The organism is Archangium sp. (genome assembly GCF_036277355.1).
Taxonomy (GTDB): domain Bacteria; phylum Myxococcota; class Myxococcia; order Myxococcales; family Myxococcaceae; genus Archangium.
Genome location: NZ_DASUNC010000097.1, coordinates 1 through 22,872, shown reverse-complemented (window position 1 = coordinate 22,872; position 22,872 = coordinate 1). Strand labels below are relative to the sequence as shown.

Annotated in this window: 15 protein-coding genes; all 15 read left to right on the top strand. The window is 70.6% G+C overall.

Going from position 1 to position 22,872, the window contains the following annotated elements; all coding sequences use genetic code 11:
• Positions 1-2: 2 nt before the first annotated feature.
• On the top strand, positions 3-2,249 hold the full coding sequence (locus tag VFZ09_RS25140; protein ID WP_329730190.1) for a baseplate J/gp47 family protein: 2,247 nt from the start codon (positions 3-5) through the stop codon (positions 2,247-2,249).
• A 1-nt stretch (position 2,250) separates the two neighbouring features.
• Positions 2,251-4,602 (top strand): phage tail protein, encoded by a 2,352-nt coding sequence (locus VFZ09_RS25135; protein WP_329730189.1) that lies wholly within the window; start codon positions 2,251-2,253, stop codon positions 4,600-4,602.
• Positions 4,599-6,005, top strand: coding sequence for a hypothetical protein (locus VFZ09_RS25130; protein WP_329730188.1), 1,407 nt, complete (start codon positions 4,599-4,601; stop codon positions 6,003-6,005). The genes VFZ09_RS25135 and VFZ09_RS25130 overlap by 4 nt, the downstream gene beginning before the upstream one ends.
• Entirely contained in the window at positions 6,002-7,291 is a 1,290-nt protein-coding gene (locus VFZ09_RS25125; RefSeq protein WP_329730187.1) for a hypothetical protein, read from the top strand. Before VFZ09_RS25130 ends, VFZ09_RS25125 begins: the two co-directional genes overlap by 4 nt.
• A 34-nt stretch (positions 7,292-7,325) precedes the next feature.
• Positions 7,326-8,483 carry a hypothetical protein gene (locus tag VFZ09_RS25120; RefSeq protein WP_329730186.1) on the top strand — a complete coding sequence of 386 codons (1,158 nt, stop codon included), beginning with the start codon at positions 7,326-7,328 and terminating at the stop codon, positions 8,481-8,483.
• Positions 8,484-8,519: 36 nt separating this feature from the next.
• Entirely contained in the window at positions 8,520-9,860 is a 1,341-nt protein-coding gene (locus tag VFZ09_RS25115) for a hypothetical protein (RefSeq protein ID WP_329730185.1), read from the top strand.
• A complete protein-coding gene (locus VFZ09_RS25110) occupies positions 9,847-12,507 on the top strand; it encodes a hypothetical protein (RefSeq protein WP_329730184.1) in 2,661 nt (886 codons plus the stop codon). Before VFZ09_RS25115 ends, VFZ09_RS25110 begins: the two co-directional genes overlap by 14 nt.
• 11 nt (positions 12,508-12,518) lie before the next feature.
• On the top strand, positions 12,519-14,552 hold the full coding sequence (locus VFZ09_RS25105) for an ATP-binding protein (RefSeq protein ID WP_329730183.1): 2,034 nt from the start codon (positions 12,519-12,521) through the stop codon (positions 14,550-14,552).
• Between the two features lie 4 nt (positions 14,553-14,556).
• Entirely contained in the window at positions 14,557-17,460 is a 2,904-nt protein-coding gene (locus VFZ09_RS25100) for an eCIS core domain-containing protein (protein ID WP_329730182.1), read from the top strand.
• 2 nt (positions 17,461-17,462) lie between these two features.
• Positions 17,463-17,936: an SMI1/KNR4 family protein gene (locus tag VFZ09_RS25095; RefSeq protein WP_329730181.1), complete on the top strand. Its 474-nt coding sequence runs from the start codon at positions 17,463-17,465 to the stop codon at positions 17,934-17,936.
• Between the two features lie 541 nt (positions 17,937-18,477).
• On the top strand, positions 18,478-19,863 hold the full coding sequence (locus VFZ09_RS25090) for a DUF4157 domain-containing protein (RefSeq protein ID WP_329730180.1): 1,386 nt from the start codon (positions 18,478-18,480) through the stop codon (positions 19,861-19,863).
• Positions 19,864-20,102: 239 nt separating this feature from the next.
• Positions 20,103-21,053, top strand: a complete 951-nt coding sequence (locus VFZ09_RS25085) for a hypothetical protein (RefSeq protein WP_329730179.1) — start codon at positions 20,103-20,105, stop codon at positions 21,051-21,053.
• A gap of 69 nt (positions 21,054-21,122) precedes the next feature.
• On the top strand, positions 21,123-21,440 hold the full coding sequence (locus VFZ09_RS25080) for a hypothetical protein (protein ID WP_329730178.1): 318 nt from the start codon (positions 21,123-21,125) through the stop codon (positions 21,438-21,440).
• A gap of 96 nt (positions 21,441-21,536) precedes the next feature.
• Positions 21,537-22,199: a phosphoribosyltransferase gene (locus VFZ09_RS25075; protein WP_329730177.1), complete on the top strand. Its 663-nt coding sequence runs from the start codon at positions 21,537-21,539 to the stop codon at positions 22,197-22,199.
• 156 nt (positions 22,200-22,355) lie between these two features.
• Positions 22,356-22,872, top strand: a 517-nt coding sequence (locus VFZ09_RS25070; protein ID WP_329730176.1) for a clostripain-related cysteine peptidase, incomplete at its 3' end; no start/stop codon positions are given.

The following is a 22,872-nucleotide window of genomic DNA, read 5'->3' as shown; positions in this document are numbered from 1 at the left end:
CCATGCCACTGACCGTCCCCACACTGGATGACCGCCGCTACCAGCAGCTGCTCGACGAGGCCCTGGCGCGCATCCCCATCCACAACCCCGAGTGGACCAACTTCAACAAGAGCGATCCGGGCGTCACCCTCATCGAGCTCTTCGCCTTCCTGACGGAGAGCCTCCTCTACCGCGCCAACCAGATCCCGGAGCGCAACCGCCGCAAGTTCCTCTCCCTGCTGGGCGTGCCGCTGCAGCCGGCCACCGCCGCGCGGGGGCTCGTCACCGTCACCAACGAGCGCGGGCCGCGCCAGGTCTTCACGCTCGGCGAGGGCGTGGAGGTGCTCGCCGGACAGGTGCCCTTCCGCACCCTGCGCTCGCTGGACGTGCTCCCCATCGAGGCCCGCGGCTACTACAAGAAGCGCGTCAGCCCGGGGCCGGAGCAGCGCGACTACTACGAGCAGCTCTACGCCTCGTTCCGCACCCAGCCCACCCCGCCCGAGCTGACCCTGTACAAGGCCACGCCCTTCCCCGCTCGCGGCAACGAGCCGGTGGACCTCGGCGCCGATGCGATCGATCAATCGCTCTGGGTGGCCCTGATGGTGCGCACGGTGGACAAGCCCTACTCGGACACGCTCGAGGAGGTGCGCAACGCGCTCAAGGGCCGCACGCTCAGCCTCGGACTCGTCCCCGCCATGGGCGAGGAGGGCGTGCACCTGCTCCCGGGAAGCACGGCGGTGGGCCGGGAGTCGAAGCTGATCCAGGTACAGATTCCGCGCCTGCCCTCGGGGGGCCTTCTCCCGGACGAGCCGGATCAACGCAACGCCACCTACCAGACGCTCGCCACGGTGGAGGTGCCCCTGGAGCCCACGGTGATCGAGGTGCCCCTGCCCTCGGACTCCGGCGCGCTGAAGCTGTGGAGCAACCTGGAGCCGCTGGAGAAGGGGATGCGGGACTTCCCTCCGGCGTTGGAGGAGGACAAGGACAAGGAGCGTGTCATCACCTGGCTGCGCATCACCGCCCCCGGCGAGGTGCGCCTGAAGCTGATGTGGATGGGCATCAACGTGTCGGAGGTGACGCAGCGCGCCCAGGTGCGCCGCGAGCCGCTTCCGGAGGGGACGGGCGAGCCGGATCAACAGGTGAAGCTCGCACACGCGCCGGTGCTGCCGGGCAGCGTGCGGCTCTCCGTCACCGTCAACGGCGAGACGCAAACGTGGGAGGAGATCGACGATCTGTCGGCGGCGGGCCCGGAGGTGGTGGTGCCGGATCCGCGGCAGCCCCCGGGCACCACGCCCCCGAGCAACCCGCGGGTACGCGTCTTCGCGGTGGATCCCGAGGCGGGCCTCATCCGCTTCGGAGACGGGCTGCGTGGGGCCCGGCCGCCGCGCGGCGCGGTGCTGCGCGCGGACTATGACCATGGCGTGGGCCAGGCGGGCAACGTGGGCCCGGGCGCCATCACCAGCGCGCCCACGCTCCCGGCGGGCCTCAAGGTCACCAATCCCCTGCGCACCTGGGGCGGCGCGGACGCGGAGACGGTGGCCGAGGGCGAGAAGCAGATTCCGAGCTACCTCCAGCACCGGGACCGGCTGGTGAGCCTGCAGGACTTCGAGACGCTCACCCGGCGCACGCCCGGCGTGGACGTGGGCCGCGTGGAGGTGCTCCCCGCCTTCCACCCGGGCACTTCCACCGACGCGCCCGGGGATGCGCCCGGCGCCGTCACCGTGCTCGTCATCCCCCGCACCGAGCAGGAGCCCCCCGCGCCGGGCGCGCCCGACGCCTTCCTGGACACCATCGCCTGCTGGCTCGGGCCCCGGCGGCTCGTCACCACGGAGCTCTTCATCCGGCGGCCGCGCTACGTCCCCCTCTGGGTGTCCGTGGGCATCACCGTGGTGGCCGGCATGCAGCTCGTCGCCGTGACCGAGCGGGTGAAGCAGGCGCTGCGCGACTTCCTCTCGCCCCTGCCCGAGGAGGACACGGACAAGCCCGGTGCGCGCCGGGGCTGGCCGCTGCGCAAGTCCGTGCTCGCGCTGGAGCTGGCGGCCGTGGTCAGCCGCGTGGAGGGCGTGGCCTTCGGCAAGGTGCGGCTGGCCCAGGGCACCAGCGCCGAGCAGGACGAGGTGCCCATGAAGGGCCTGCAGCTGCCGAGCGTGGCCGGCATCGGCGTGGCCGTGGGAGAGCCGGCCCCGGTGAACGAGCTGCGAGGCACCACCGCTCCCGCCCCCGCGCGTTCCACCCTCGCCGTCCCCGTCGACCCCGAGGAGGACCTGTAACGTGGACGTCAACGGCACCCGCTACCACCTGCTGCTCGGGCGCGACGACTGGGGGCGTTGCCGCCAGGAAGGCCAGGCGCTCGACGAGCGCTGGAAGGAGCGCGAGCAGCGGACCCCGGTGCGCTGGGATGACGAACGGGCCGCGCTCACCCTGCGGCCGCTCCTGTTCCGGTTCACCGCGCCCGTGTCCGCCCCCGCGCTGGACGTGGACGAGCGCCGCGGTGCCGGGAGGGATCAATACGGCAACATCTACTGGGTGGACGAGAGCCGGACGTCCATCCGGGTGCAGTCCAGCGGCACGGGGAAGAGCAGCACCTTCTGGTCCCTCGAAGCTCCCCCGCTCCCTCGCGCCACCACCGGTGACTTCGGCCCGGTGCCCGTCCGGCAATCCACCTCGCGCCAGCTGCTGAGCGGGCTCGCCGTCACCCCGCTCCACTACCTGGTGGCCGGCTCCCTGGAGCCCGCCGGGCTGCTCGTCTTCGATCTGCACACGGGCAGCCCACCCCTGCGGTTCCTCTGGCCTTCCGGAGTGGCCTTCGTCCCGTTCGATCTGTCGCCCACGCCGGAGGGCGGAGTGCTGGTGCTCGACCGGGAGCACCGCCGCTGCTGGACGCTGGACGCCACCTTCCGCGTGGTGCGCACCGGCACCCGGGCCAGGCCGCCACCGCGCGAGGCGCTCTTCCACCCCGTGGGGCCGGAGCCCGTCGGCACGCAGGACGCGCCCTCCCCCATCGTCCCGGAGCTCTCGGAGGAGGATGCCTTTCTGCTCGAGGAGGTGGATCCGATCGCCGTGGAGGCGCTCCCGGACGGGCAGGTCCTCGTGCTCGACCGCCGCGCGGAGCCGGAGGCGAGCCACCTCCGTCTGTACCGCGACGGCGTCCCCCGGGGCGACGCCCTCCCCCTGTCCGTGAGCGGCATCCTCGAGGAGCAGGAGGAGTCCCACCGTTTCACGTTGCGCGCCCACGATGCCGCCTTCGTGCCGGAGGGGACGTCCGAGGTGGCCGGCCGCCTCTACGTGGTCTCCGCCGATGGCAACCAGACCTTCATCTTCCGTCTGAAGGTGAAGGACGGCGTGCCCGGGCTCTCGCCGCTCTCCGAGTACCTGCCCATGCGGCTGTTCAGCGGCCGGGGGCTGGTGACGGGCCAGGGACGGCTCTTCTACGACCTGGCCGATGGCTACATCCCGCTCGTCGCCCAGCGGCTGCCCCGCTACGAGCCCGAGGCCGTGCTCCTCACCGAGTGCTTCGACAGCCGCCTGCCCGGCTGCGTCTGGCACCGCCTCTTCCTCGACGCCCACATCCCCGAGGGCACTCGCGTCCAGGTGCGCAGCCGCGCGGCCGATACGCCCCAGGAGGTGGAGCGCACCCCCTTCCAGCTCGAGCCGGAGCCCTACCTGCGCACGAGCGGCTCGGAGCTGCCCTTCACGCCCCGCCCCTCCGGCGAGCACCGCGGCACCTGGGAGCTGCTCTTCCAGCACCCCCGCGGCCGCTACCTCCAGCTCGAGCTCACCCTGCGCGGCCCGGGCGGCGCCACGCCGCGCCTCCACGCCCTGCGCGCGTACTACCCACGCCCCTCGTACCCCGAGCGCTACCTGCCCGCCATCTACCGGCAGGAGCCCGCCTCGGCCAGCTTCCTGGAGCGCTTCCTCGCCAACATGGAGGGCTTCTACACCCACGTGGAGGATCGCATCGCCGCGGCGCAGGTGTTGCTCGACGCGCGCACCGCCCCCGCCGAGGCCCTGGAGTGGCTGGCCAGCTGGTTCGGCCTGGCGTTGGATCCTTCCTGGGACGAGCAGCGCCGCCGGCTCCTCCTGCGCCACGCCGCCGACTTCTTCCGCTGGCGCGGCACCCCTCGCGGTCTGCGCATGGCGCTGCGCCTGGTGCTCGACGAGCCGCCCGGCGACGCCCTCTTCCAGGAGGAGGAGGATCCGCTCCGCGCGTCCATCCGCATCATCGAGCACTTCCGCTCGGCCCAGGGCGCCCAGGACAGGCCTGGCGCGGCCCACCGCTTCACCGTCTTCCTTCCCGTGCCCCGGGGGACGCACGCCGCGCAGCTCGGCACGCGCCTGGAGCAGGCCCGGCGCCTGGTGGAGCAGGAGAAGCCGGCGCACACCGTATTCGACGTGCGCTTCTACTGGGCCATGTTCCGCGTGGGCGAGGCCCGCCTGGGCGTGGACACGCACGTCAGCCTGGGCGCCCGCGCACCGGAAGCCCGGAGCGCGCTGGTGCTGGGCAGCGCGTACCTGGCCGAGGCCTTCCTCACTCCCAACCCCGCACGGGCCGCCACCGAGCGCTGGTGCATCGGGAGGGATCGCCTCACCCACCATTCCACCCCCGGAGGGGACATCCGATGAGCACCGCATTCGGACCCGCATCCACATCCGTGCCACAGAAGCCGGCGGATCCCACCAAACACGTCAACTACGTGCTGGGCATGATCCTGGGCGCGGAAGACTTCACCCAGGAGTTCGCCTACCTGTCCGAGAGGGATCGCCGGGTGGTGCGCGAGCTGCTCGGCTACGGCACGGCGTGGGGGCTCGCCGTGAGCACCCGGACGGGCAAGGGGGGCCTCGAGGTGGAGGTGGCCCCGGGCATGGCGGTGAGCCCCAGCGGCCAGTTCATCCACGTGCAACCCGCCCAGTGCGCCTCCCTCCCCGGCTGGGTGGCCAACCACGCGGACGCACTGAAGGAGAAGCTGAAGGACGTGGGCGCGGCCAACAAGGCCCACCTGCCCCTCCACGTGGTGCTCGGCTACCAGGAGCAGCGGACGGATCCGATCCCCATCCCCGGCGAGCCCTGCCGCTCCGAGGAGGAGGCCCACCCCGAGTCGCGCATCGCCGACAGCTTCCACCTGGAGCTGCGCCTGGAGCCGCCTCCCACGGGCGAGGAGCTGGCGGTACGCGAGCTCATCCTCTGGTTGAAGAACAACCTCGACCCCACGCCCTTCGCGGGCGGTACCGACGACGCCACCCTCCAGGCCTTCCTCGAGCGGCTGCGCACGGAGTGGCCCGAGGCCCGGAAGCAGTGGCCGACCCCGGAGGGGGCCGGGAGATCGCCCCACACCGCGCCCCCGCAGGTGATTCCTCCGGAGGAGCTGCCCCGGTACCTGCGCGCGGCGTTCCGCCTCTGGGTGACGAAGCTGCGCCCGGACTGGCACGACCCGAAGCCCGGCGAGAAGCAGGCCGAGGACGGGGTGCTGCTCGCCGCGCTGTGGCTGCCCCTCACCCGCGCCAGCGAGCAGGCCGCCTGGGAGCTCGCCACCACGGAGCCCGGCAACATCCGCGTCGACGAGGAGCAGCGGCCCTTCCTCCTGAGCCAGAGGCTGCTCCAGGAGTGGCTGGTGCGTGGCATCTCCACCCCGGCGGCCACCACGAGCCCGCAGCCGCCGGAGCCTCCGCCGCCCCAGCCCGCCGTCTACCAGGTCGTCGCCGCGGGCGTCGTGAAGGGCGTGGACGAGCCCGGCATGGAGGACACGTTCGGCAACCTGCGCGCCCTCCGGGCCGGGAAGGGCGAGGTCCTCTTCACCTTCGACGGCTACGTGGATCCGCAGTTCCGGCAGTCCGGCTACGTCGTGAAGGTGCTGCCGATGAGCATCGAGCAGGTCCGCGTGCCCACCGTCGTCTTCGGCGGCTTCGAGGCGAAGGGCTTCTCCGTCTACGTCTTCGATCACCAGGGCGTGCCGGTGGAAGCGGAGGTCATCCAGAAGCTCCGCTTCGTCATCGAGGTGAGCTGGTTCCCGCTCGGAGGCAAGCCATGAGCCTCATGCTCGACACGCCGTACTTCGACGACGGCATCCGCTCCACCCACTTCTTCAACGGACGGCTGCTGTCCGGAGAGGATCTGCGCCAGGAGCAGGAGGCCCGCCGCGCGTGGCTCACCCGGTTCGGCCGGGCGCTCGGCGAGGGCATCGTCCACGGGCTGGAGGTGAACGCCACCCTCGGAGGCAGCTCGGCGACGGAGCCCACCGTGACGGTGGCTCCCGGGCTGGCGCTCAACCGCCAGGGCCAGACGCTCGAGCTGCACCAGGTGGTGGAGGTGTCGCTGGCCCGGGCCGACAAGCCCCGGACACAGGCCGCCCCGGGCTCGGGAGGCTTCCATGACTGCCTCCAGCCCCCGAGCGTCCCCATCACGGGCACGGGGCTCTACCTGCTGACGCTCGCCCCGGTGGAGGACCTGACGGGGCGCGCGCCGGTGAGCGGCCTGGGCCCCAACACGGCGGCCTGCAACTTCCGGCACGTCGTGGAGGGCGTCCGCTTCCGGCTGCTCCGCGTGCCGCTCGACGAGGCCGGGCTGCAGGAGGACGACACCCGCCTGCGCAACCGCGTGGCCCACCTGTGCTTCGGCACGGGGGAGCCGCGCTGGCGCGAGGCGCTCGTCCACCCCTTCGGGCAACCCCTGGAGCGCTACGGGTTGTTGGACGGGCTCCGGCCGGATCGGCTCACGGATCAGGAGGTGCCCCTGGCCCTGCTGCACTGGCGGGAGCTCACCGGCCTGCGCTTCGTGGACATGGGCTCGGTGCGCCGCCACCCCACGCCGCCGCCGCACGCCGGGCGCTGGGCCCCGTGGCTGGGCGCCCGGCGCGCCAGTGAGGCCGAGGCCGTGCTGCTCCAGTTCCAGGAGCACCTCGAGGCGCTGCTGCGCGGGGACAAGCCGCAAGAGGTGAGGGCCACGGACCACTTCGACTACCTGCCGCCGGCCGGCGTGGTGCCGCTCGAGCTGGGCTCCCTGCGCGGCTTCAGCGCCGAGCGCTTCCTCGAGGGCCTCACCTGGCGCAAGCACGTGATCGAAGGGGCCCGCCTGGAGCCGCTGCTGCGCCAGTCCCTGGCCTACCCGCCCATCGAGCTGGCCGAGCGCGAGATGCTCTGGGTCTACCTCATCCGCGAGAACCAGCAGGCGCTGACCGGCCCCCGGAAGGCCCAGCCCTACCTGGTCTTCACGAGCGGACACCTCCCCTACCAGGGCGACGCACGGCTGGACGTCGGACGCGTGGAGTTCGCCCACCTTGCCCTCCCCAGGCCCGGCGAGGAGCCGCCCACGCCCTGAGGAGCGCCACCCACCGCGCAGGAAGGAGCCGAGCATGTCACCATCATCTCCCAGGGTGCTCCCTGGCAGCCTCATCACCGCCGAGCTGCTCAACGGCATCCTCGAGCGGCTGGAGGAGCACGAGAAGCGCCTGGGGCAACTGGAGTCCGCGTTGCCCGGCGGCAAGGCCGGGGTGGCCATCACCGCCCTCTTCCCCTCCGGCCCTGTCCGGGTAGGCGACGAGCTGCGCCTGGTGGGCCGCAACTTCGGCCTGCCGATGAACAACGTCGTCACGGTGGCGGGCGTCCGGGTGGATCAGTTCAAGCCCGGCAGCAGCGACACACAGTTGCTCTTCGACGTGCCACCGCTTCCCGGTGAGTCCGAGCAGACGCGGCCGGTGACGCTCACGGTGAGCAATCCGCTGGGCTTCGCCTCCGCCACCGTCATCGTCTCGCCCCCGGCGCCCGCCCTGCCCACGGGCCAGGTGATGATCAGCCTCACCGGCGCGCCCAAGGCGCCCACGCTGAAGGCGGGCCAGAGCTACGACTTCACCTACACGCTCACCGTCCTCACCAACATGGACGAGACCTTCACCCTCACGCCCGTGGTGGAGCCGGCGTGGACGGTGGAGGTGGTGGATGCCGAGGGCCATGCGCTGAAGCCGGCCGAGCTGCTGCTGCCGCGAGGCAAGGCACCGGAGGGCACCTTCAAGGAGGTGCGCGTCCGGCTGGCCATCCCGCCCAACCTGCCCGAGAACACCTCGGCGCGGCTGCGGCTGATCGCCACCTCGCGGCGCAATCCGGAGCTCAAGGGCTCCTCGGGCGAGCAGCTCGTCACCGTGGGCAGCCCGCCCCCCGTGCACTCGGACTTCCAGCTCACCCTGGCGTCCGCGCGCGACGGGGCCACCGTGGCGGGCAGCGAGGTGGTGGTGGACGCCACGAAGCGCGTCGCCCGGCTGCGCTACCAGGCGCAGTTCCTCGAGAAGGGGGACTACCGCTTCGAGCCGTCCGTGAAGGGGGATCCGGGTGGACACTGGACGTTCACCGTGGGCCTCGGCGATCGCATCCGCGTGGAGCAGCCCGGCTTCGTCACCATCGATACCCGGCTGTCCGCCGACAACATGGCCACCCGGGCGGAGCTGGTGCTGCGCATCGTCTCGGAGACCCGCCCCGGCGTCGCGGGCGAGGTGTCCCACCGCATCCGGCTGGAGTGAGGCAGCCCCCAGCCCCCACAGGAAGGAGACACCTCCATGAAGGTTTCGACACAGGCTTCGACGCGGGCTTCGATGAAACGGGCGGCGCTGCTGTTGGTGGTGGGGCTCGCGCTGCTCCCGGAACGCGCACTCGCGCAACAACGCCTCTGCTTCCCGGAGGCCACCGCGCTCCCCGGCGAGCCGGCCACGCCCACCGTGGACGGGAAGGTGCAAGGAGACATGGGGTGGAGCAGCGCCTTCCGCTATGTCTTCGAGAACGCCTCCCCGGGACCCCACGGCGCCCTGCAGGGGCTGCGGACCCCCTCCGACTTCTTCCTCTCCATCGAGGTGAACGGCGACACGGGCTTCGACGAGGACGACACCGTCGTCCTGGCCCTCCATGCCGTGGGCTCGGATCAGTACTGGCGCATCCACATCAGACCCCTGCCTCCCGGCGTGGGGGACGCCACCAACAGCGCGCCCCAAGAGGTGCTGGCCTGGAAGGCGACGAGCACCACCCCCTCGGTGGACTGGAGCCAGACCACCGCCAGCGCCAATCCCCCGTGGCTCCAGGTGCGCACGGCCACGTCCGGAGCGGAGACGGCGCGCAAGGCCTGGAACGTCGAGGTGCGTCTGCCCCGCGCGTCCCAGGAGGGCTTGACGCTCTCCGGGGTGGAGGAGCTCGACTTCTACGTCGCCGCGTTCGTGGCGATGACGGGCACCCCGGGCTCGAAGGGGACGGCACTCGTCTGGCCCCGGGGCGCACCGGCTCCGGACATCGACAATCCGCTGACCAGCACCCCGCCCTCCACCACCTGGGGCCGGGCCTATCTCCGCGAAGAGGACTGCGGCGGCGTGACCCTGGCCGCGGACGGCCTCCGCCTCCTGGTCGGAACCGAGGCCAGCGCCCAGGTCAGCCAGGAGCAGTCCAACCGGTTCACCGCCACCGTGCAGAACAAGTCGGTGGACGCCGCGAGGATCGCCGCCGCCGCCGAGGGGCTCTCCGCCACGTTCCGCATCTCCAACGAGGGCATCACCGACCCGGATTACGAGCGCTGGCAGATCTTCCCGGCGCCGGGCAACCCCACGGCGCCGATGACCCTCCCGGCCGAGGCGACGGAGACCCTGGCCACCGGCGAATGGACGCTGACGGAGGCGCAGCAGGGCGTCTACGCGCGGCAGCCGAAGCAGGTGGTGCTCGTGGAGCTGGACGCGAGTCCGGGCTCGGGCACGTACATCACCCGCCGGAGCGCCACCCGGGAGGTGCGCTTCGCGCAGGGGGGCAACGGCGGCGGCGGTGGTGGAGGGCTCCTGGGCATCGTGGCCGCCATCGTCGCGGCGCTGGGGGCGCTCGTGTTCGGCCTCCTCAAGCGGGGGAAGGGCAATGCCAAGGCGTGAGGGAGGCCGGGCGGACGGAGCCCTCATCGGCCAGTTGCGCGTGCGGAGCAGCGCTTGCGAGCCGCTCTCCGCCCGGCTGCGGCTGGAGGGGCTCCTGGGCTGCCTGGACTTCTTCCCCGGGGGCCTGCCGCCCTCGGCCATCGTCTGCATCCAGAAGCTGGAGGATCCCAGGCCCCGCACGCTGCGCCTGCACCGGTATGAGCTCCGCCCTCCCGCCGAATGGGAGCGGGCCTTCCGGGAGTCGCTGAGGGCCCGGATCTCCCGTGCCGCGCGGCCCGCCCGGGGCGTTGTTCCCGAGGGGGCCGGGGCGGTCGTCTTCGCGGATCCGGCGGAGCTGTACGCGTGCCTCGCGAACGACGTGGGCTCCGGAGTGGCCACCTCGCGCTGGTGGTGGACGGGCCGCTTCCTCGGAGCGGACCCGTACCGGGCCTTGCTGACGGAGTGGAACCGGGCGCCGGAGTACGTCCCGGCCTCGCTGGAGTTGCTGGCGCGCTGGGGCCGTGCGGAGGCCTTCCTGCGGCGCATGGGAGAGCGGGAGGCGCGAGAGCTCCTGGCGGGAGTGAACCGGCGCTTCGGCCTGGGGGCCCTGGAGCGCGCACTGGCGGAGCAGCGCACGCACGCGGTGGAGCCCGGGGAGGAGGCGCCTCCCTGGGCGAGCTGGCTCCCCGAGGCGGACGCGGCGGCGCTGGGGCTCGAGCCGCGGACCCTGCTCGGGGTGGCGTTGATGATCCGGCGTGCGCCCGGGGTGGTGGACCTGCCCCGTACCGCGACGGCGGTGGCCAGGTGGCGGGAGCGGATGCGCCAGCGCGGAGCGGCCGTGCCCTCGGGAGGACGTGCTGGCCCGGCGCTTCGCGGCAATCCGCTCCCGGTGCATGCACTCGAGCCAGGACATGACCACACGGGGGACCTTCCGGGCGCGGACTCGAGCAACTGGTCCGATGGTCGGACCAGTTGGAACAGCTCGCGGCCGGATGGCTCACCTGACCCAACGGGCGCCGCCCCTTCCCAACATCTCCCTGACACGCTCGTCATGGAGACGAAGACCCACGCGCCAGCGGACGCCACTTCCGCGCATCCGCCTCGTGCGGCCACTCGCGAGGCCAGGGCCCACGCACCAGCGGGAACACCCCCGCGGCTCCCCACCACGACAGCCGCGGAGGCGGACACCCGCACCGGAGCGGAGAACATCACCCGCTCACGGGCTCCCGCTGCTCCCATCAAGACAGTCCCCCTCGCTTCAGCGGACACCCCGTCCGCGCGTCCGCCTCATGCGGCCACTCACGAGGCGGAGGCCCTCGCTCCAGCGCGCACGCCTCGTGCCTGGCATCCACCCAGCGGGACAGCCCCAAAGACAGACACCCACGCCGAGGTAGCGGGCATCACCCTCGCTCCAGAGGGCACGGCACACTCCCAGCATTCCCCCACCGGGACAGCCCCAAAGACAGACACCCACGCCGTTCCATCGGACATCGACCACGCTCGGCACGACCACACCGCTGCCTCTTTCGATGCGGTGCCCCACGCCGCGACGGACGCCCCTGCCGCGCGTCCGCCTCACGCGGCCCCCCACGAGACAGATGCCCTCGCTTCAGAGGGCACGGCACACGCTCGGCCCCCCCCCACCGGCACGGCCCCGGAGACAGACATCCACACGCCAGCGGAGGCATGGGTCGCAGCCAGCTCGCACACGCGAGCGCCCTCCCCTTCACCCACGGAGGAGCCACGCGCCGAACACCCCTCGTCCACTCCCATCGGGGAACAGCCCGCGCGCCTTCCCCTGCCCACCTCGCTGGCGGCCGGGAGCGCCGCCCCCCCTGGCACCGGGGAGCCCACCTCCGCCGCCGGAGCGCGCATCCCCGCCCCACCGCTTCCCGAGCCCTTCTCCTGGACGGGAGAGCCCATCCACACCCGGCTCGGAGGAACCTTCTACCTGCTCAACCTGGCCCTGGCCCTCGAGCTCTACGGGGACTTCACCCAACCGGCCTTTCCCGGACTGCGCCTGCCCGTCTGGGACTTCCTCACGCTGCTCGGAGACGAACTGCTGGCCAAGCCCTCTCCGGAGGATCCCCTCTGGACGCTCCTGGCCAGACTCGCGGGGCGTCCGCCCGGCACCCCCGCCGGAGACGGTTTCGAGCCACCCTCCGAGTGGCGGCTCTCCCCCGCGTGGTTGAAGGCCTTCCGTGAGCCGGGCACCTGGCACTGGAGCACGGTGCGGCAATCCTCCGTCGAGCGGCTCCACGTGCGGCACCCCGCCGGCTTCCTCGTGCTGGACGTGGCGCGGACGCAAGAGGAGCCGGAGGCACAGCTCCACCGCGAGACCGGGCCCCATGCCGGCTCCACCCCCTTCTCACTGGCTCCGGAAACCCGGGCCCCCGGGGAGGCCGAACCTTCGCCCCTGGAGCGCTGGCTCGGCTGGCTCGTCCCGTACGTGCGAGCGCGGCTGGCGCGGGCGCTCGGCACGGAGGGGCCGGAGGAGCTGTCCCGGGTGCTGCTGGAGCACGAGGCCCGCGTGCACGTGACGGAGAGCCACGTGGACGTCGTCTTCCCGCTCGCGTCGCTGCCGCTGCCCGTGCGCTTCGCCGGCCTGGACCGGGACATCGGCTGGATACCGGCGGCCGGCCGGCACGTGCTGTTCCATTTCGACTGAAGGAAGGCCCCATGTCCGACTCCTTCCAGCACTTCAAGCTCTACCTCTTCGCGGCCCTCTCGCGGCTGCTGGCGCAGGCGGTGCGGGCACTGGAGTCGAGGGAAGCGCTGCTCACCCGCTTCCCCTTCGCGGCGGAATACCGGGACGAGCTGGGGCGGCTGGGCCTGGACGCGCTGGACGCGGAGGCGGGAGCGGGAGCCTGGAGCGAGGCCATCGCCGCCTGGGAGGAGGACGCACCGGCCCACCTGCCGCTGCGGGCGCTGCGGGAGGCGGCGGCGCTGGACCACGACGCGCTGACCCTGCTGATGGCGGTGGGGCTGGTGGAGGAGGACGCGCGCTTCGGCCCCTTCTTCGCGGCCATGCAGGGGACACCGGGACTGCACCGGCCCACGCAGGGGCTGCTCAACGCCTGGTGGCGCCCGGCGGAGGACCGGGGCGAGGTGCGCGCGAGGCTGCGCCGGCTGGGCGAGCTGGGACTCGTGGAGGTGGTGGATGCGCAGGCACCGCGCACCGAGCGGGCGCTGCACGTGCCCGGCCCACTCTGGGACGCGCTGAGGGGCGAGGCCCACGAGCACCTGGCGCCGGGCCTGCGGCACTTCACGTGGGAGACGCTGCGGACGGACGAGCCCCTCATCCTGCCGGAGGGCTCGAAGGAGGCGCTGTCGCGGGTGCCGGAGCTGCTCGAGTCCGGCGAGGCGCGAGCGCTCATCGTGCGAGGCCCGAGACACAACGGCCGCCGCACGCTGCTGCGCGCGGTGGCGAGGGAGCTCGGGCGGAGCGTGCTGGAGGTGGAGGGCCGGGGCCCGGGAGACGAGTCCCGGTGGCGGGGCGTGGGCGCACTGGCCACGCTGCTGCACGCGATGCCGGTGGTGGTGCTGGATCCAGGCCCGGGCGAGACGGTGGAGCTCCCGGAGCTGGAGGGCGGGGACGCGCCACTGGGCGTGGTGCTGGGCCGGCAGGGAGGCGTGGGGGGCGCGGGGGTGGAGCAATCGCTGACGCTGGAGCTGGGGGTGCCGGGGCCCGAGGAGCGGCGGAGCCACTGGGAGCGGGGGCTCGGGAGGGCCGTGCCCGGACTGGACACGCTCACGGCGAGCTTCCGGATGACGAGCGGCAACCTGCGAAGGGCGGCGAAGCTGGCGAGGGCGCACGCGGCGCTGGCGGGCCGGAGCCAGGTGGAGCCCGAGGACGTGAGACAGGCGAGCCGTGCGCTGCACCGGCAGACGCTGGACACGCTGGCGGTGAGGCTGACGGGCGGGGGGGACTGGAGCCAGCTGGCGGTGGGGGCGGAGACCCTGAGGGAGTTGCGCAACCTGGAGACACGGTGCCGGCACCGCGAGCACCTGGCGGGGCACGTGGGCGAGGCGCTGAGGAGACAGCTGACGCCGGGGGTGCGGACGATCTTCCAGGGGCCGAGCGGCACGGGGAAGACGCTGGCGGCGAGGATGCTGGCGACGGCGCTGCGGATGGACATGTACCGGGTGGAGCTGTCGGCGGTGGTGAACAAGTACATCGGCGAGACGGAGAAGAACCTGAGCCGGCTGTTCGCGCTGGCCGAGGAGCTGGACGTCATCCTGCTGTTCGACGAGGGGGACGCGCTCTTCACGCAGCGCACGGGCGTGGGCAGCTCGAACGATCGGTACGCGAACCTGGAGACGAACTACCTGCTGCAGCGGGTGGAGTCGTACGAGGGAATCGTGGTGGTGACGACGAACGCGCCGGAGGCGATCGATCCGGCGTTCCATCGGCGGATGGACGTGGTGGTGGACTTCCGGGCGCCGGAGCCGGCGGAGCGCTGGAGCATCTGGAAGCTGCACCTGCCGGAGAGGCACGCGGTGGACGAGGAGCAGCTGCGCGAGGTGGCGGCGCGCTGCAACCTGAGCGGGGGGCAGATCCGCAACGCGGTGCTGCACGCGACGATGCTGGCGCTGGAGGACGGAGGGACGGTGGGATTCGGGCACGTGGAGGCCGGGGTGCAGCGGGAGTACCGCAAGCTGGGCGCGGTGTGCCCGCTGCGGCGCGTGGGGACGCAGTCGCCGAGGGGGTGAGCACATGGCCGCACCATTCCGATCCAGAACGCCACCACAGCGTCCTCCAGCGCCAGCCTCCGAGCGGGGTCTGGTGGGTGCTCGAAGCACGACACCGGCGAGGCCCCTGAGCTACGGGAGGGCCCCGGCACCCACGGCGAGTCCAGGACCCGTGGGGGCCGTGCCCTCGGTGGGCACTGGAGTGAAGCTCGGGGGAGATGCCCAGACGGACCCCCGCTTCCAGAGGCTCGTCGAGAACCTCAGCAAGGGAGCGGCGGCGCCTCCACTGACCCCTCCGGCGGCCCCTGGTGGCGGAGAGCCCCTGCCTCCACGAGTCCAGGAGACCCTCGGGCGAAGCCTCCAGGTGAACCTGGGAGGCGTCCGCGTGCACACGGACACTCGCGCGCAGAGCGCGGTGAAGAGCCTGTCCGCGCGGGCCGTGACGTACGGGAGCCAGATCTTCCTGGGCCCGGGAGAGCGGAGCACCGACCTGGGGCTGATGGCGCACGAGGCCGCCCACGTCGTGCAACAGAAAGGCGCGCCCACACCGCAGCGGTGGGCACCGGGCCAGGGAGGGGCCCACGAGGCGGAAGCACACCGTGCCTCCGAGGCCGTCCTGCGGGGCGAGTCCTTCACCGTGCGCGAGCGGACCAGCGGCTCGCGGATGCAGCGGCTGGGTATCGGGGATGCGCTCAACTTCTTCGCGGACAAGGCGAATGCGCTGCCCGGCTTCCGGCTGCTCACCCTCGTCCTGGGGGTGAACCCCATCAACATGAGCCGGGTGGAGCGCAGCGCCGCCAATGTCATGAAGGCGGTGGTGGAGTTCATCCCCGGGGGTGGGCTCATCACCCAGGCGCTCGAGAACCATGGAATCTTCGAGCGCGTGGGCGGGTGGGTGGAAGAGCAGCTCCGCTCGCTCGGGATGGCCGCGGGCACGTTCCGGGAGGCGCTCAACCGCTTCCTCGACACGCTGAGTTGGAAGGACATCTTCAACCTGGGCGGTGTGTGGGAGCGTGCCCAGGGCATCTTCACCGAGCCCATTGGCCGCATCACCCGCTTCGTGCGCGGGCTGGTGGGCGGCATCACCGACATCGTCAAGGACGCCATCCTGAAGCCCTTGGCGAAGCTGGCGGAGGGCACCCGCGGCTATGACCTGCTCAAGGCGGTACTGGGCAGGGATCCGATCACGGGCGAAGCGGTCCCGCGCAATGCCGAGACCCTGATCGGCGGCTTCATGAAGCTGATCGGCCAGGAGGAGGTCTGGAACAACCTCAAGAAGGCCAACGCGGTGGGCAAGGCCTGGGCGTGGTTCCAGGGAGCGCTGGGCGAGCTGCTCGGCTTCGTCCAGGAGATTCCAGGGCTCTTCATGCGAACCCTGCGCTCACTGGAGATCGCCGACCTGGTGCTGCTGCCGCGAGCGTTCGCCAAGGTGGCGGGCGCCTTCGGCAACTTCATGGGCCGCTTCACGAGCTGGGCGGGCAACACGGTCTGGGGCCTCCTGGAGATCATCTTCTCGGTGGTGGCGCCGGGCGTGATGCCTTACCTGCGCCGCGCCGCGGGAGCCTTCCGGGCGATCCTGCGCGATCCGATCGGCTTCGCCGGCAAGCTGGTGCGCGCGGGCATCCAGGGGCTGCAACAGTTCGCGGGCAGGTTCCTCACCCACCTGAGAAAATCGCTGATCGACTGGCTCATGGGAGCGATGAGCGGTGCCGGCATCTACATCCCGCAGGCGCTCGAGCTGCGCGAGATCGTCAAGTTCGTCCTGAGCGTGATGCGCGTGACCTGGCAGTTCCTCCGCCAGAAGCTGGTGCGGGTGGTCGGCGAGAAGACCGTGCAAGCGCTCGAGACGGGTTTCGAGCTCGTCAAGACGCTGGTCACCCAGGGGCCGGCCGCCGCGTGGGAGAAGATCAAGGAGAGCCTCGGCAATCTGCGCGACATGGTCATGGAGCAGATCATGACCTTCGTGAGAGACCGGGTAGTGCAGGCGGCCATCATGCGGCTGGTGACGAGCCTCAACCCGGTGGGCGCGTTCATCCAGGCGATCATCGGCATCTACAACACGGTGATGTTCTTCGTGGAGAGGTTGCAGCAGATCAAGCAGGTGGCACTCTCCTTCCTCGAGTCCCTGCCCACCATCGCGGGCGGCGTCATCGCAGCCGCGGCGACCCGAGTCGAGCAGACGATGGCCGGGATGCTGACGCTGGTGATCAGCTTCCTGGCGCGCATCGCCGGACTGGGCCGCGTGAGCGATGCGGTGCTCAACGTGGTCAACCGCGTCCGCGCGGCGGTCGAAAAGGCGCTGGATCGGGTGGTGGACTGGATCGTCGCGCAGGCAAAGCGGCTGGGACGGTTCATTGCACAAGCCGGAGTGCCGCAGGATCCGAACGAACGGCTACGGCTCGGACTGAATGCCGCTGCCACAGCGGTCAATGCCCTTCGCGGGAGGGTTGCAGCGCCCGTAATCGACGGTGTACTTGGAGCCGTACGAGTTAGATACGGATTCCAGGCACTTCGGCCGGTAGAACAGGACGGCGTTTGGTGGATCGAAGGTCAGCTCAATCCGAAGGGTAGCAAGAAGACCAACAAAGAGACCAAACCAACTGATGAGAGTACCGCTGGATATTCAGACACTCCTCCAATCCGGAACTTCCATCTCGCGGGAAAAAAGCATCCGATTACCGGTGTCCCGTTCGACAGCCAGGGCTACCCCGATTTCAGGGCTGCTGGTAAAGTTGAAAAAGAAGTAGAGATTACATACACTGGCTCCCGGTCTAGTGATTTCACCGCCGCAAACAAAAAGGCTGGACTCAAAGAGACACCCAAGGGCAAGACATGGCATCATCACCAAGACAGAAAGACCATGCAACTTGTCCCTACAGACATCCACGCTAAAACGGGACACACCGGCGGCTTCTCTGGAGGTCGATAACAATGAGCTACTTGCTTCATACTACCGAAGGAGGACCTCCCCTCAATGAGGAGGAACTCAGGTCATTTGAAATAAAGAATGGCTTTACATTCCCTGTTGCCTACAAGGCCTTCTTGTTGACAACCAATGGAGGACGGCCTGAACGAGATCTATTTGCGATCACAGGCCTTGCAAATAACCCATTCGGCCGAATCCATTTTTTCTTTGGATTAAATGATCCTGTCGAGTCGTGTAACCTCGATTGGAACCTGGATGTGTTTGGAGATCGCATTCCCGACACCATGCTTCCGATCGCAACGACGGAAGGCGTCGACAAGATTTGTTTGGCGGTTTCGGGTGAGCGGTCGGGCGAAATCTTCTACTGGGATGGCCATGCTGGCGCGAGCGAGAAAAACCTCCACTTCCTGGCCAGTGATTTCGCCTCGTTCATATCCTCGCTCCGCGCAGATGAGAATTCGCCACGGTTCGAGTCATGACGATGTTCGTATGTCGCTCCCAGTGTCAGGGACGGCTGAAGACGTGTCGTCTCCGTTCCTAATGTGACGGTCCGTTCCTAATGTAACGGAGTCCGACAGCCCAGCTCGCTCCCCCCCAGCCGTGCGAATCCCTCTGTGCGCTGCTGAACCGGCCGCTCCACCCCACGAGCACTGGAGCCGACCCGGTGCGCGGACAGGCTCCAAGAGCATGGTCTACAAGGCATCCTGACCGAGCGGCTCACCTTCGGTGACGAGGGGTCCATCCCGGAGCTGTTCGCGGTGGATGACACGGTCCTGTTCGCCGCCTGGGACAACCTGGAGCTCGACGATCCACGGCAGCACGGCCAGGAGTTGTGGAGAACCGAGGACAGCGTGTCGAGCACGCGCCTGCTATGGCCAGCGGTCGCATGCCCTCTCCCCCTTTTCCATCGAACAGCCCCACGGCCCGCGTCCGGATGCACGCGCGAGCCGGTGGGTGCCGCTCTGTTGCGCGGGGTAACGGCGCGCCGCAACGTGAGGGGTGGGACTGGAGGATGGGGACATGGCCGCACCGCTCCTGCTCAGGACACCACCACCGCGCTCCTCTGCCCGGGTCTCCGAGCGCGAGCGGGTGAGCACCCGAGCCAGGGCCCTCCAGAGAACGCCAGCCGCCGGGAAGAGCCCGGGGCAACTCGCGATGCCCCCGGTGAGCACGGGAGTGAAGCTCGGAGGCAATCCCCAGCAGGACCCCCGCTTCCGCAAGCTGCTGGAGAATCTCCACCAGGGAGCGGTGAGTAACGGGAAGCCGGCAGTGGCGAGCGCTCCGTCGGCCGCCCGTGGCGGAGAACCCCTTCCCCTGCCCGTCCAGGCGGCCATCGGGCAAAGCCTCCAGCTGGACCTGAAATCCGTCCGCGTGCACACGGAGACCCCTGCGCGAAGCATGGCGAGGAGTCTGTCCGCCCGGGCCGTGACCCATGGGAGTCATATCTTCCTGGGCCCGGGTGAACGGACCACCGACCTCGGCCTGATGGCGCACGAGGCCGCCCATGTCGTGCAGCAACAACGAAGCGCGCCCACCCCGCAGCTGTCCGCGCCTGGCCAGGGCGGAGTCCACGAGCGGGAAGCCGATCAGGCCTCCGAGGCCGTCCTGCGGGGCGAGCCCTTCCGCGTGCGGGAGCAGGCCAGCGGCTCCACCTCCCTCGCGAAGCGGGACGCCGGCCCCGAGCCGGCGGATGTGACGGCGGGAGGGGGGACGGTGCTCGAGGTGGAGGGATTGCTGCGCGCCCTCTATGACGAGGCGGACCAGGCCATCTCCCAGACGGCCCAGCGGCTGATCGCCGAGGGACGGCCGGTGGAGGAAGTCGCGCGCTGGGCGAACGCGGCTCGCAACGAGGCCAAGGTCAGGATCCGCCGCTGGGATCTCGACGTGCTCCGCCTGCTCGCCGAGCAGCGCAACCTCCGCAAGTACGAGAACCCGGTCGGCCCCTCCTACGAGAAACTGCGCACGGGAGACGCTCGGGGCATCACGCCCAAAACGGACAAGCAGATCATCGAGAGCGCGGCCAGGGCCAATCTCAAGGTGAACAAGTGGGTGGGCCGGCTTCGGATCGCGGGGCGGATCCTGATCGCCATCGACATCGGCATCGCGTCCTACCGGGTGGCGACCGCGGGAGTGGAGTGGCCACGGGTGGCGCTCCAGGAGGGACTCGGGGTCGCCGGAGCGGCGGCGGGCGGCTGGGCGGGAGCGAAGCTTGTCGGCGCGATTGGCGCGGGCATCGGCACATGGTTCGGCGGGGCGGGAGCGATACCGGGTGCGGCCATCGGCGCGTTCATCGGCGGGGTGGGCGGTGCCATCGGCGTGGGATGGCTGGGCCGCAAGGGAGGTGAAGCGCTCGTGGACAAGCTCTTCCCGCCCCAGCAGACGGACATCGAGGGCGCGTTCCGATGAGCGGCGACTGGTTGTGGTGGGGGAGGGAGGTGGAGCTCCGGGCCTCGTCGCCGTGAAAAGCGATCCGGGGTGAGCCGCACTCGCCCGCACTCCAGCCGTGCGCATCCCTCTGTGCGCTGCTGAACCAGCCACTCCATCCCGCGAGCACTGGAGTTGGCTCGAGGCGCGGACAGATTTCCAGGGGCATGGGCTGTCACAATGACGGCTGGATGCTCCTTCCTTGAAGGAAAGGACAGACCATGTTCAGCATGCTGAATGTCTTGCTCGGCGTCACCTTCATCTTCCTGCTGATGAGCCTCATCTGCTCGGCGGCGGTGGAGGTGATCGAGATCCTCCTCAAGAAGCGCGCGTCGGCGCTCCACGAAACCATCCGGGGCATGCTGGGAAACGAGGGCGCCGACAACTTCTACTCGCACGCGCTCATCCGGGCGCTCCACAAGGAAGGAGGCCGTCTGCCTTCCTACATCCCCACGCAGACCTTCGTGGTCGCCCTGCTCGAGGGCGTGCTGCACCGGGGCGCCCGGGGCACCGTGGAGGATCTCGAGCGGACGGTCGCCTCGCTGCCCCCGCAGGCCGCTCGCTTCCAGCAGGCCCTCCAGGCGCTGCTCGCCGACTCGGATGGGAACCTCCGCAAACTCCAGACGGGTGTCGGCGACTGGTTCAACGCCTCCATGGAGCGGCTCTCCGGTTGGTACAAGCGCCGCAGCCAGGTCATCGCCTTCTGTATCGGTCTGCTGTTCGCCGCCGCCTACAACATCGACACCATCCAGGTCGTCAACCAGCTCTCGCGCAATGACACCCTGCGCGCCGCCGTGGTCTCCGCCGCCGAGAACGCGCGGCCGGCCGGCGTGTCGCGGGGGGAGGACCTGATGGCGGCCGAGCAGCAGCTCGAAGCGCAACTGACCGTGCTCGGTGATATCGGGCTGCCGCTGGGCTGGAGCTTCCACAAGGACACCCCCAAGGAGCCCCAGGAAACGTCCATGCCCTCGCTCGCCGACATCCGCCAGCCGCCGGGGACGTTCGGGGGGTGGGTCCTGAAGGTGCTCGGGCTGTTGCTGACGGGCCTCGCCGTCTCCCTGGGCGCGCCCTTCTGGTTCGACATCCTCAACAAGATCGTCGTCATCCGCTCGACGGTGCGTCCCGGCGAGAAGGCCGCCAAGGAGCGCCCGCAGCAGGAGCTGCCCGCCTAGCCTACGGCCCCGAGCCCGGCTCCTGGCGGGCTCCCGGGTGCTTGCGCAGGTTGTAGCCAGGAGGCCAACATGCCCGTCCTGTTCGCGCTCTTCGCCCTCGCCGTCCCCCGGTTGTTGATGCTCGTCCTGTGGTTCTTCACCAGCTGGTTCCGGGGCATGTTCGACACGCTGCTCTGGCCCATCCTCGGCTTCATCTTCCTGCCCACCACGCTGCTCTGGTACTCGGCCGTGCAGCACTGGTTCGGCGGGCAGTGGACGCGCTGGCCCATCGTGGGGCTGGTGCTCGCCCTGATGACCGACGTGTGGAGCCAGCACGGCCGCACCGGCCAGTCCGAGCGCCCACCGCCCCGCCGCACGCGGGCCTCGCGCCGCACCGTCCCGGTGTAGCCCCGCTCGCCGGGGGCCTGTCCATGGCCGGCCTCCACGACGCCCGGGGTGTCACGTCCGCGCGAGGGTGCGCGGCATTCCTCGGGGAGGATGCACATGAGGTTCATCGATCGCACGGATGCGGGCAGACAGCTGGCGTCGCTCCTGGGGCACTACGCCGGGCGGAATCCCCTGGTGCTGGGACTCCCCCGCGGAGGCATCCCCGTGGCCCATGAAGTCGCGCGGGCGCTCGGCGCGCCCCTCGACGTCTGGGTGTCCCGGAAGATTGGCACGCCCGGCCGGCCGGAGCTGGGCGTGGGAGCGGTGGCGGAAGGCGGCGCCATGTACCTCAACCGCCCCCTCATGAGGCGGCTCGGCCTGGAGGAGGAGGATCTCGCCGGCGCGGCCCAACGGGAGGCCCGGGAGGTGGCGAGGCGGGCCCTGCGGTTCCGGCACGGGGGGCCTCCTCCCGAGCTGCGCGGACGGACCGTCATCCTCGTGGATGATGGGATCGCCACGGGAGGAACCGTCCGGGCCGCCATCCGTTCCCTTCGTGAGCACCACCCGGGGGAGCTCATCCTCGCCGTGCCGGTGGCCGCGAGCCAGAGCCTGGAGGAGATAGCGCCCGAGGCCGACGAGGTGGTGTGCGTGGAGGCCTCGCCCGCGCTCTGGGCCATCGGCGATTGGTACGAGGACTTCACCCAGGTCTCCGACGACGAGGTGCTGCGGCTGCTCGAGTCCTCGAGGCGGGAAGAGGCCCCGGCCTCCCCCACGCGGTAGGAATGGGGGCCCGGCTCGGAACGAGGCCCCCGCTCCCCCGGCCTTCCTCCTCCCGGCCGGTTCCGGCCCCACCGCCTCCTGGCACTCCGGGCCCCTGTCCGGGGGAGCCCCCCGGACTCCACCTTCCCATTGGACTCACGGACAAGGGGGATGCACATGCCAGCGCCACAGAAGAAGCAATGGACGGTCATGGTCTGGATGGCCGGCGACAACAATCTCGAGGACGCGGCCCTGGATGATCTCCAGGAGCTCAAACAGGTGGGCTCGACGGATGACGTGGACATCCTCGTCCAGCTCGACAGGATGGGCGACCAGCAGACGCGCCGCTACCACGTCCGCAAGGGGACCACGGCCGATCAGGACATCGTCGAGGAGATCGGCGAGACGAACACCGGAGATCCCCAGTGCGCCATCGACTTCTTCACCTGGGGTATCCAGCGCAGCCCGGCCAACCACTACCTCACCGTGCTGTGGAACCACGGCTCGGGCATCGATGAGACCAACGTGTACAGGCAGGCGTCACGGCTCGGCATGAAGATCGAGCGCCGCGCCACGCCCACCGGGGACACCGTGCCCCTGGGCCGCGTCCACGGCGCCATGTCCCACGGCTACCACCGCTCGCTCTTCTCCACCACGGTGGCCACGGCGCTCCGTGACAGGGCCATCGCCTACG

What these genes read in the sequence shown, in the direction of transcription:
- VFZ09_RS25140 (WP_329730190.1), top strand. Translation starts at nt 3, where the DNA reads ATGCCACTGACCGTCCCCACACTGGATGACCGCCGCTACCAGCAGCTG.
- VFZ09_RS25130 (WP_329730188.1), top strand. Translation starts at nt 4,599, where the DNA reads ATGAGCACCGCATTCGGACCCGCATCCACATCCGTGCCACAGAAGCCG.
- VFZ09_RS25125 (WP_329730187.1), top strand. Translation starts at nt 6,002, where the DNA reads ATGAGCCTCATGCTCGACACGCCGTACTTCGACGACGGCATCCGCTCC.
- VFZ09_RS25120 (WP_329730186.1), top strand. Translation starts at nt 7,326, where the DNA reads ATGTCACCATCATCTCCCAGGGTGCTCCCTGGCAGCCTCATCACCGCC.
- VFZ09_RS25115 (WP_329730185.1), top strand. Translation starts at nt 8,520, where the DNA reads ATGAAGGTTTCGACACAGGCTTCGACGCGGGCTTCGATGAAACGGGCG.
- VFZ09_RS25110 (WP_329730184.1), top strand. Translation starts at nt 9,847, where the DNA reads ATGCCAAGGCGTGAGGGAGGCCGGGCGGACGGAGCCCTCATCGGCCAG.
- VFZ09_RS25105 (WP_329730183.1), top strand. Translation starts at nt 12,519, where the DNA reads ATGTCCGACTCCTTCCAGCACTTCAAGCTCTACCTCTTCGCGGCCCTC.
- VFZ09_RS25100 (WP_329730182.1), top strand. Translation starts at nt 14,557, where the DNA reads ATGGCCGCACCATTCCGATCCAGAACGCCACCACAGCGTCCTCCAGCG.
- VFZ09_RS25095 (WP_329730181.1), top strand. Translation starts at nt 17,463, where the DNA reads ATGAGCTACTTGCTTCATACTACCGAAGGAGGACCTCCCCTCAATGAG.
- VFZ09_RS25090 (WP_329730180.1), top strand. Translation starts at nt 18,478, where the DNA reads ATGGCCGCACCGCTCCTGCTCAGGACACCACCACCGCGCTCCTCTGCC.
- VFZ09_RS25085 (WP_329730179.1), top strand. Translation starts at nt 20,103, where the DNA reads ATGTTCAGCATGCTGAATGTCTTGCTCGGCGTCACCTTCATCTTCCTG.
- VFZ09_RS25080 (WP_329730178.1), top strand. Translation starts at nt 21,123, where the DNA reads ATGCCCGTCCTGTTCGCGCTCTTCGCCCTCGCCGTCCCCCGGTTGTTG.
- VFZ09_RS25075 (WP_329730177.1), top strand. Translation starts at nt 21,537, where the DNA reads ATGAGGTTCATCGATCGCACGGATGCGGGCAGACAGCTGGCGTCGCTC.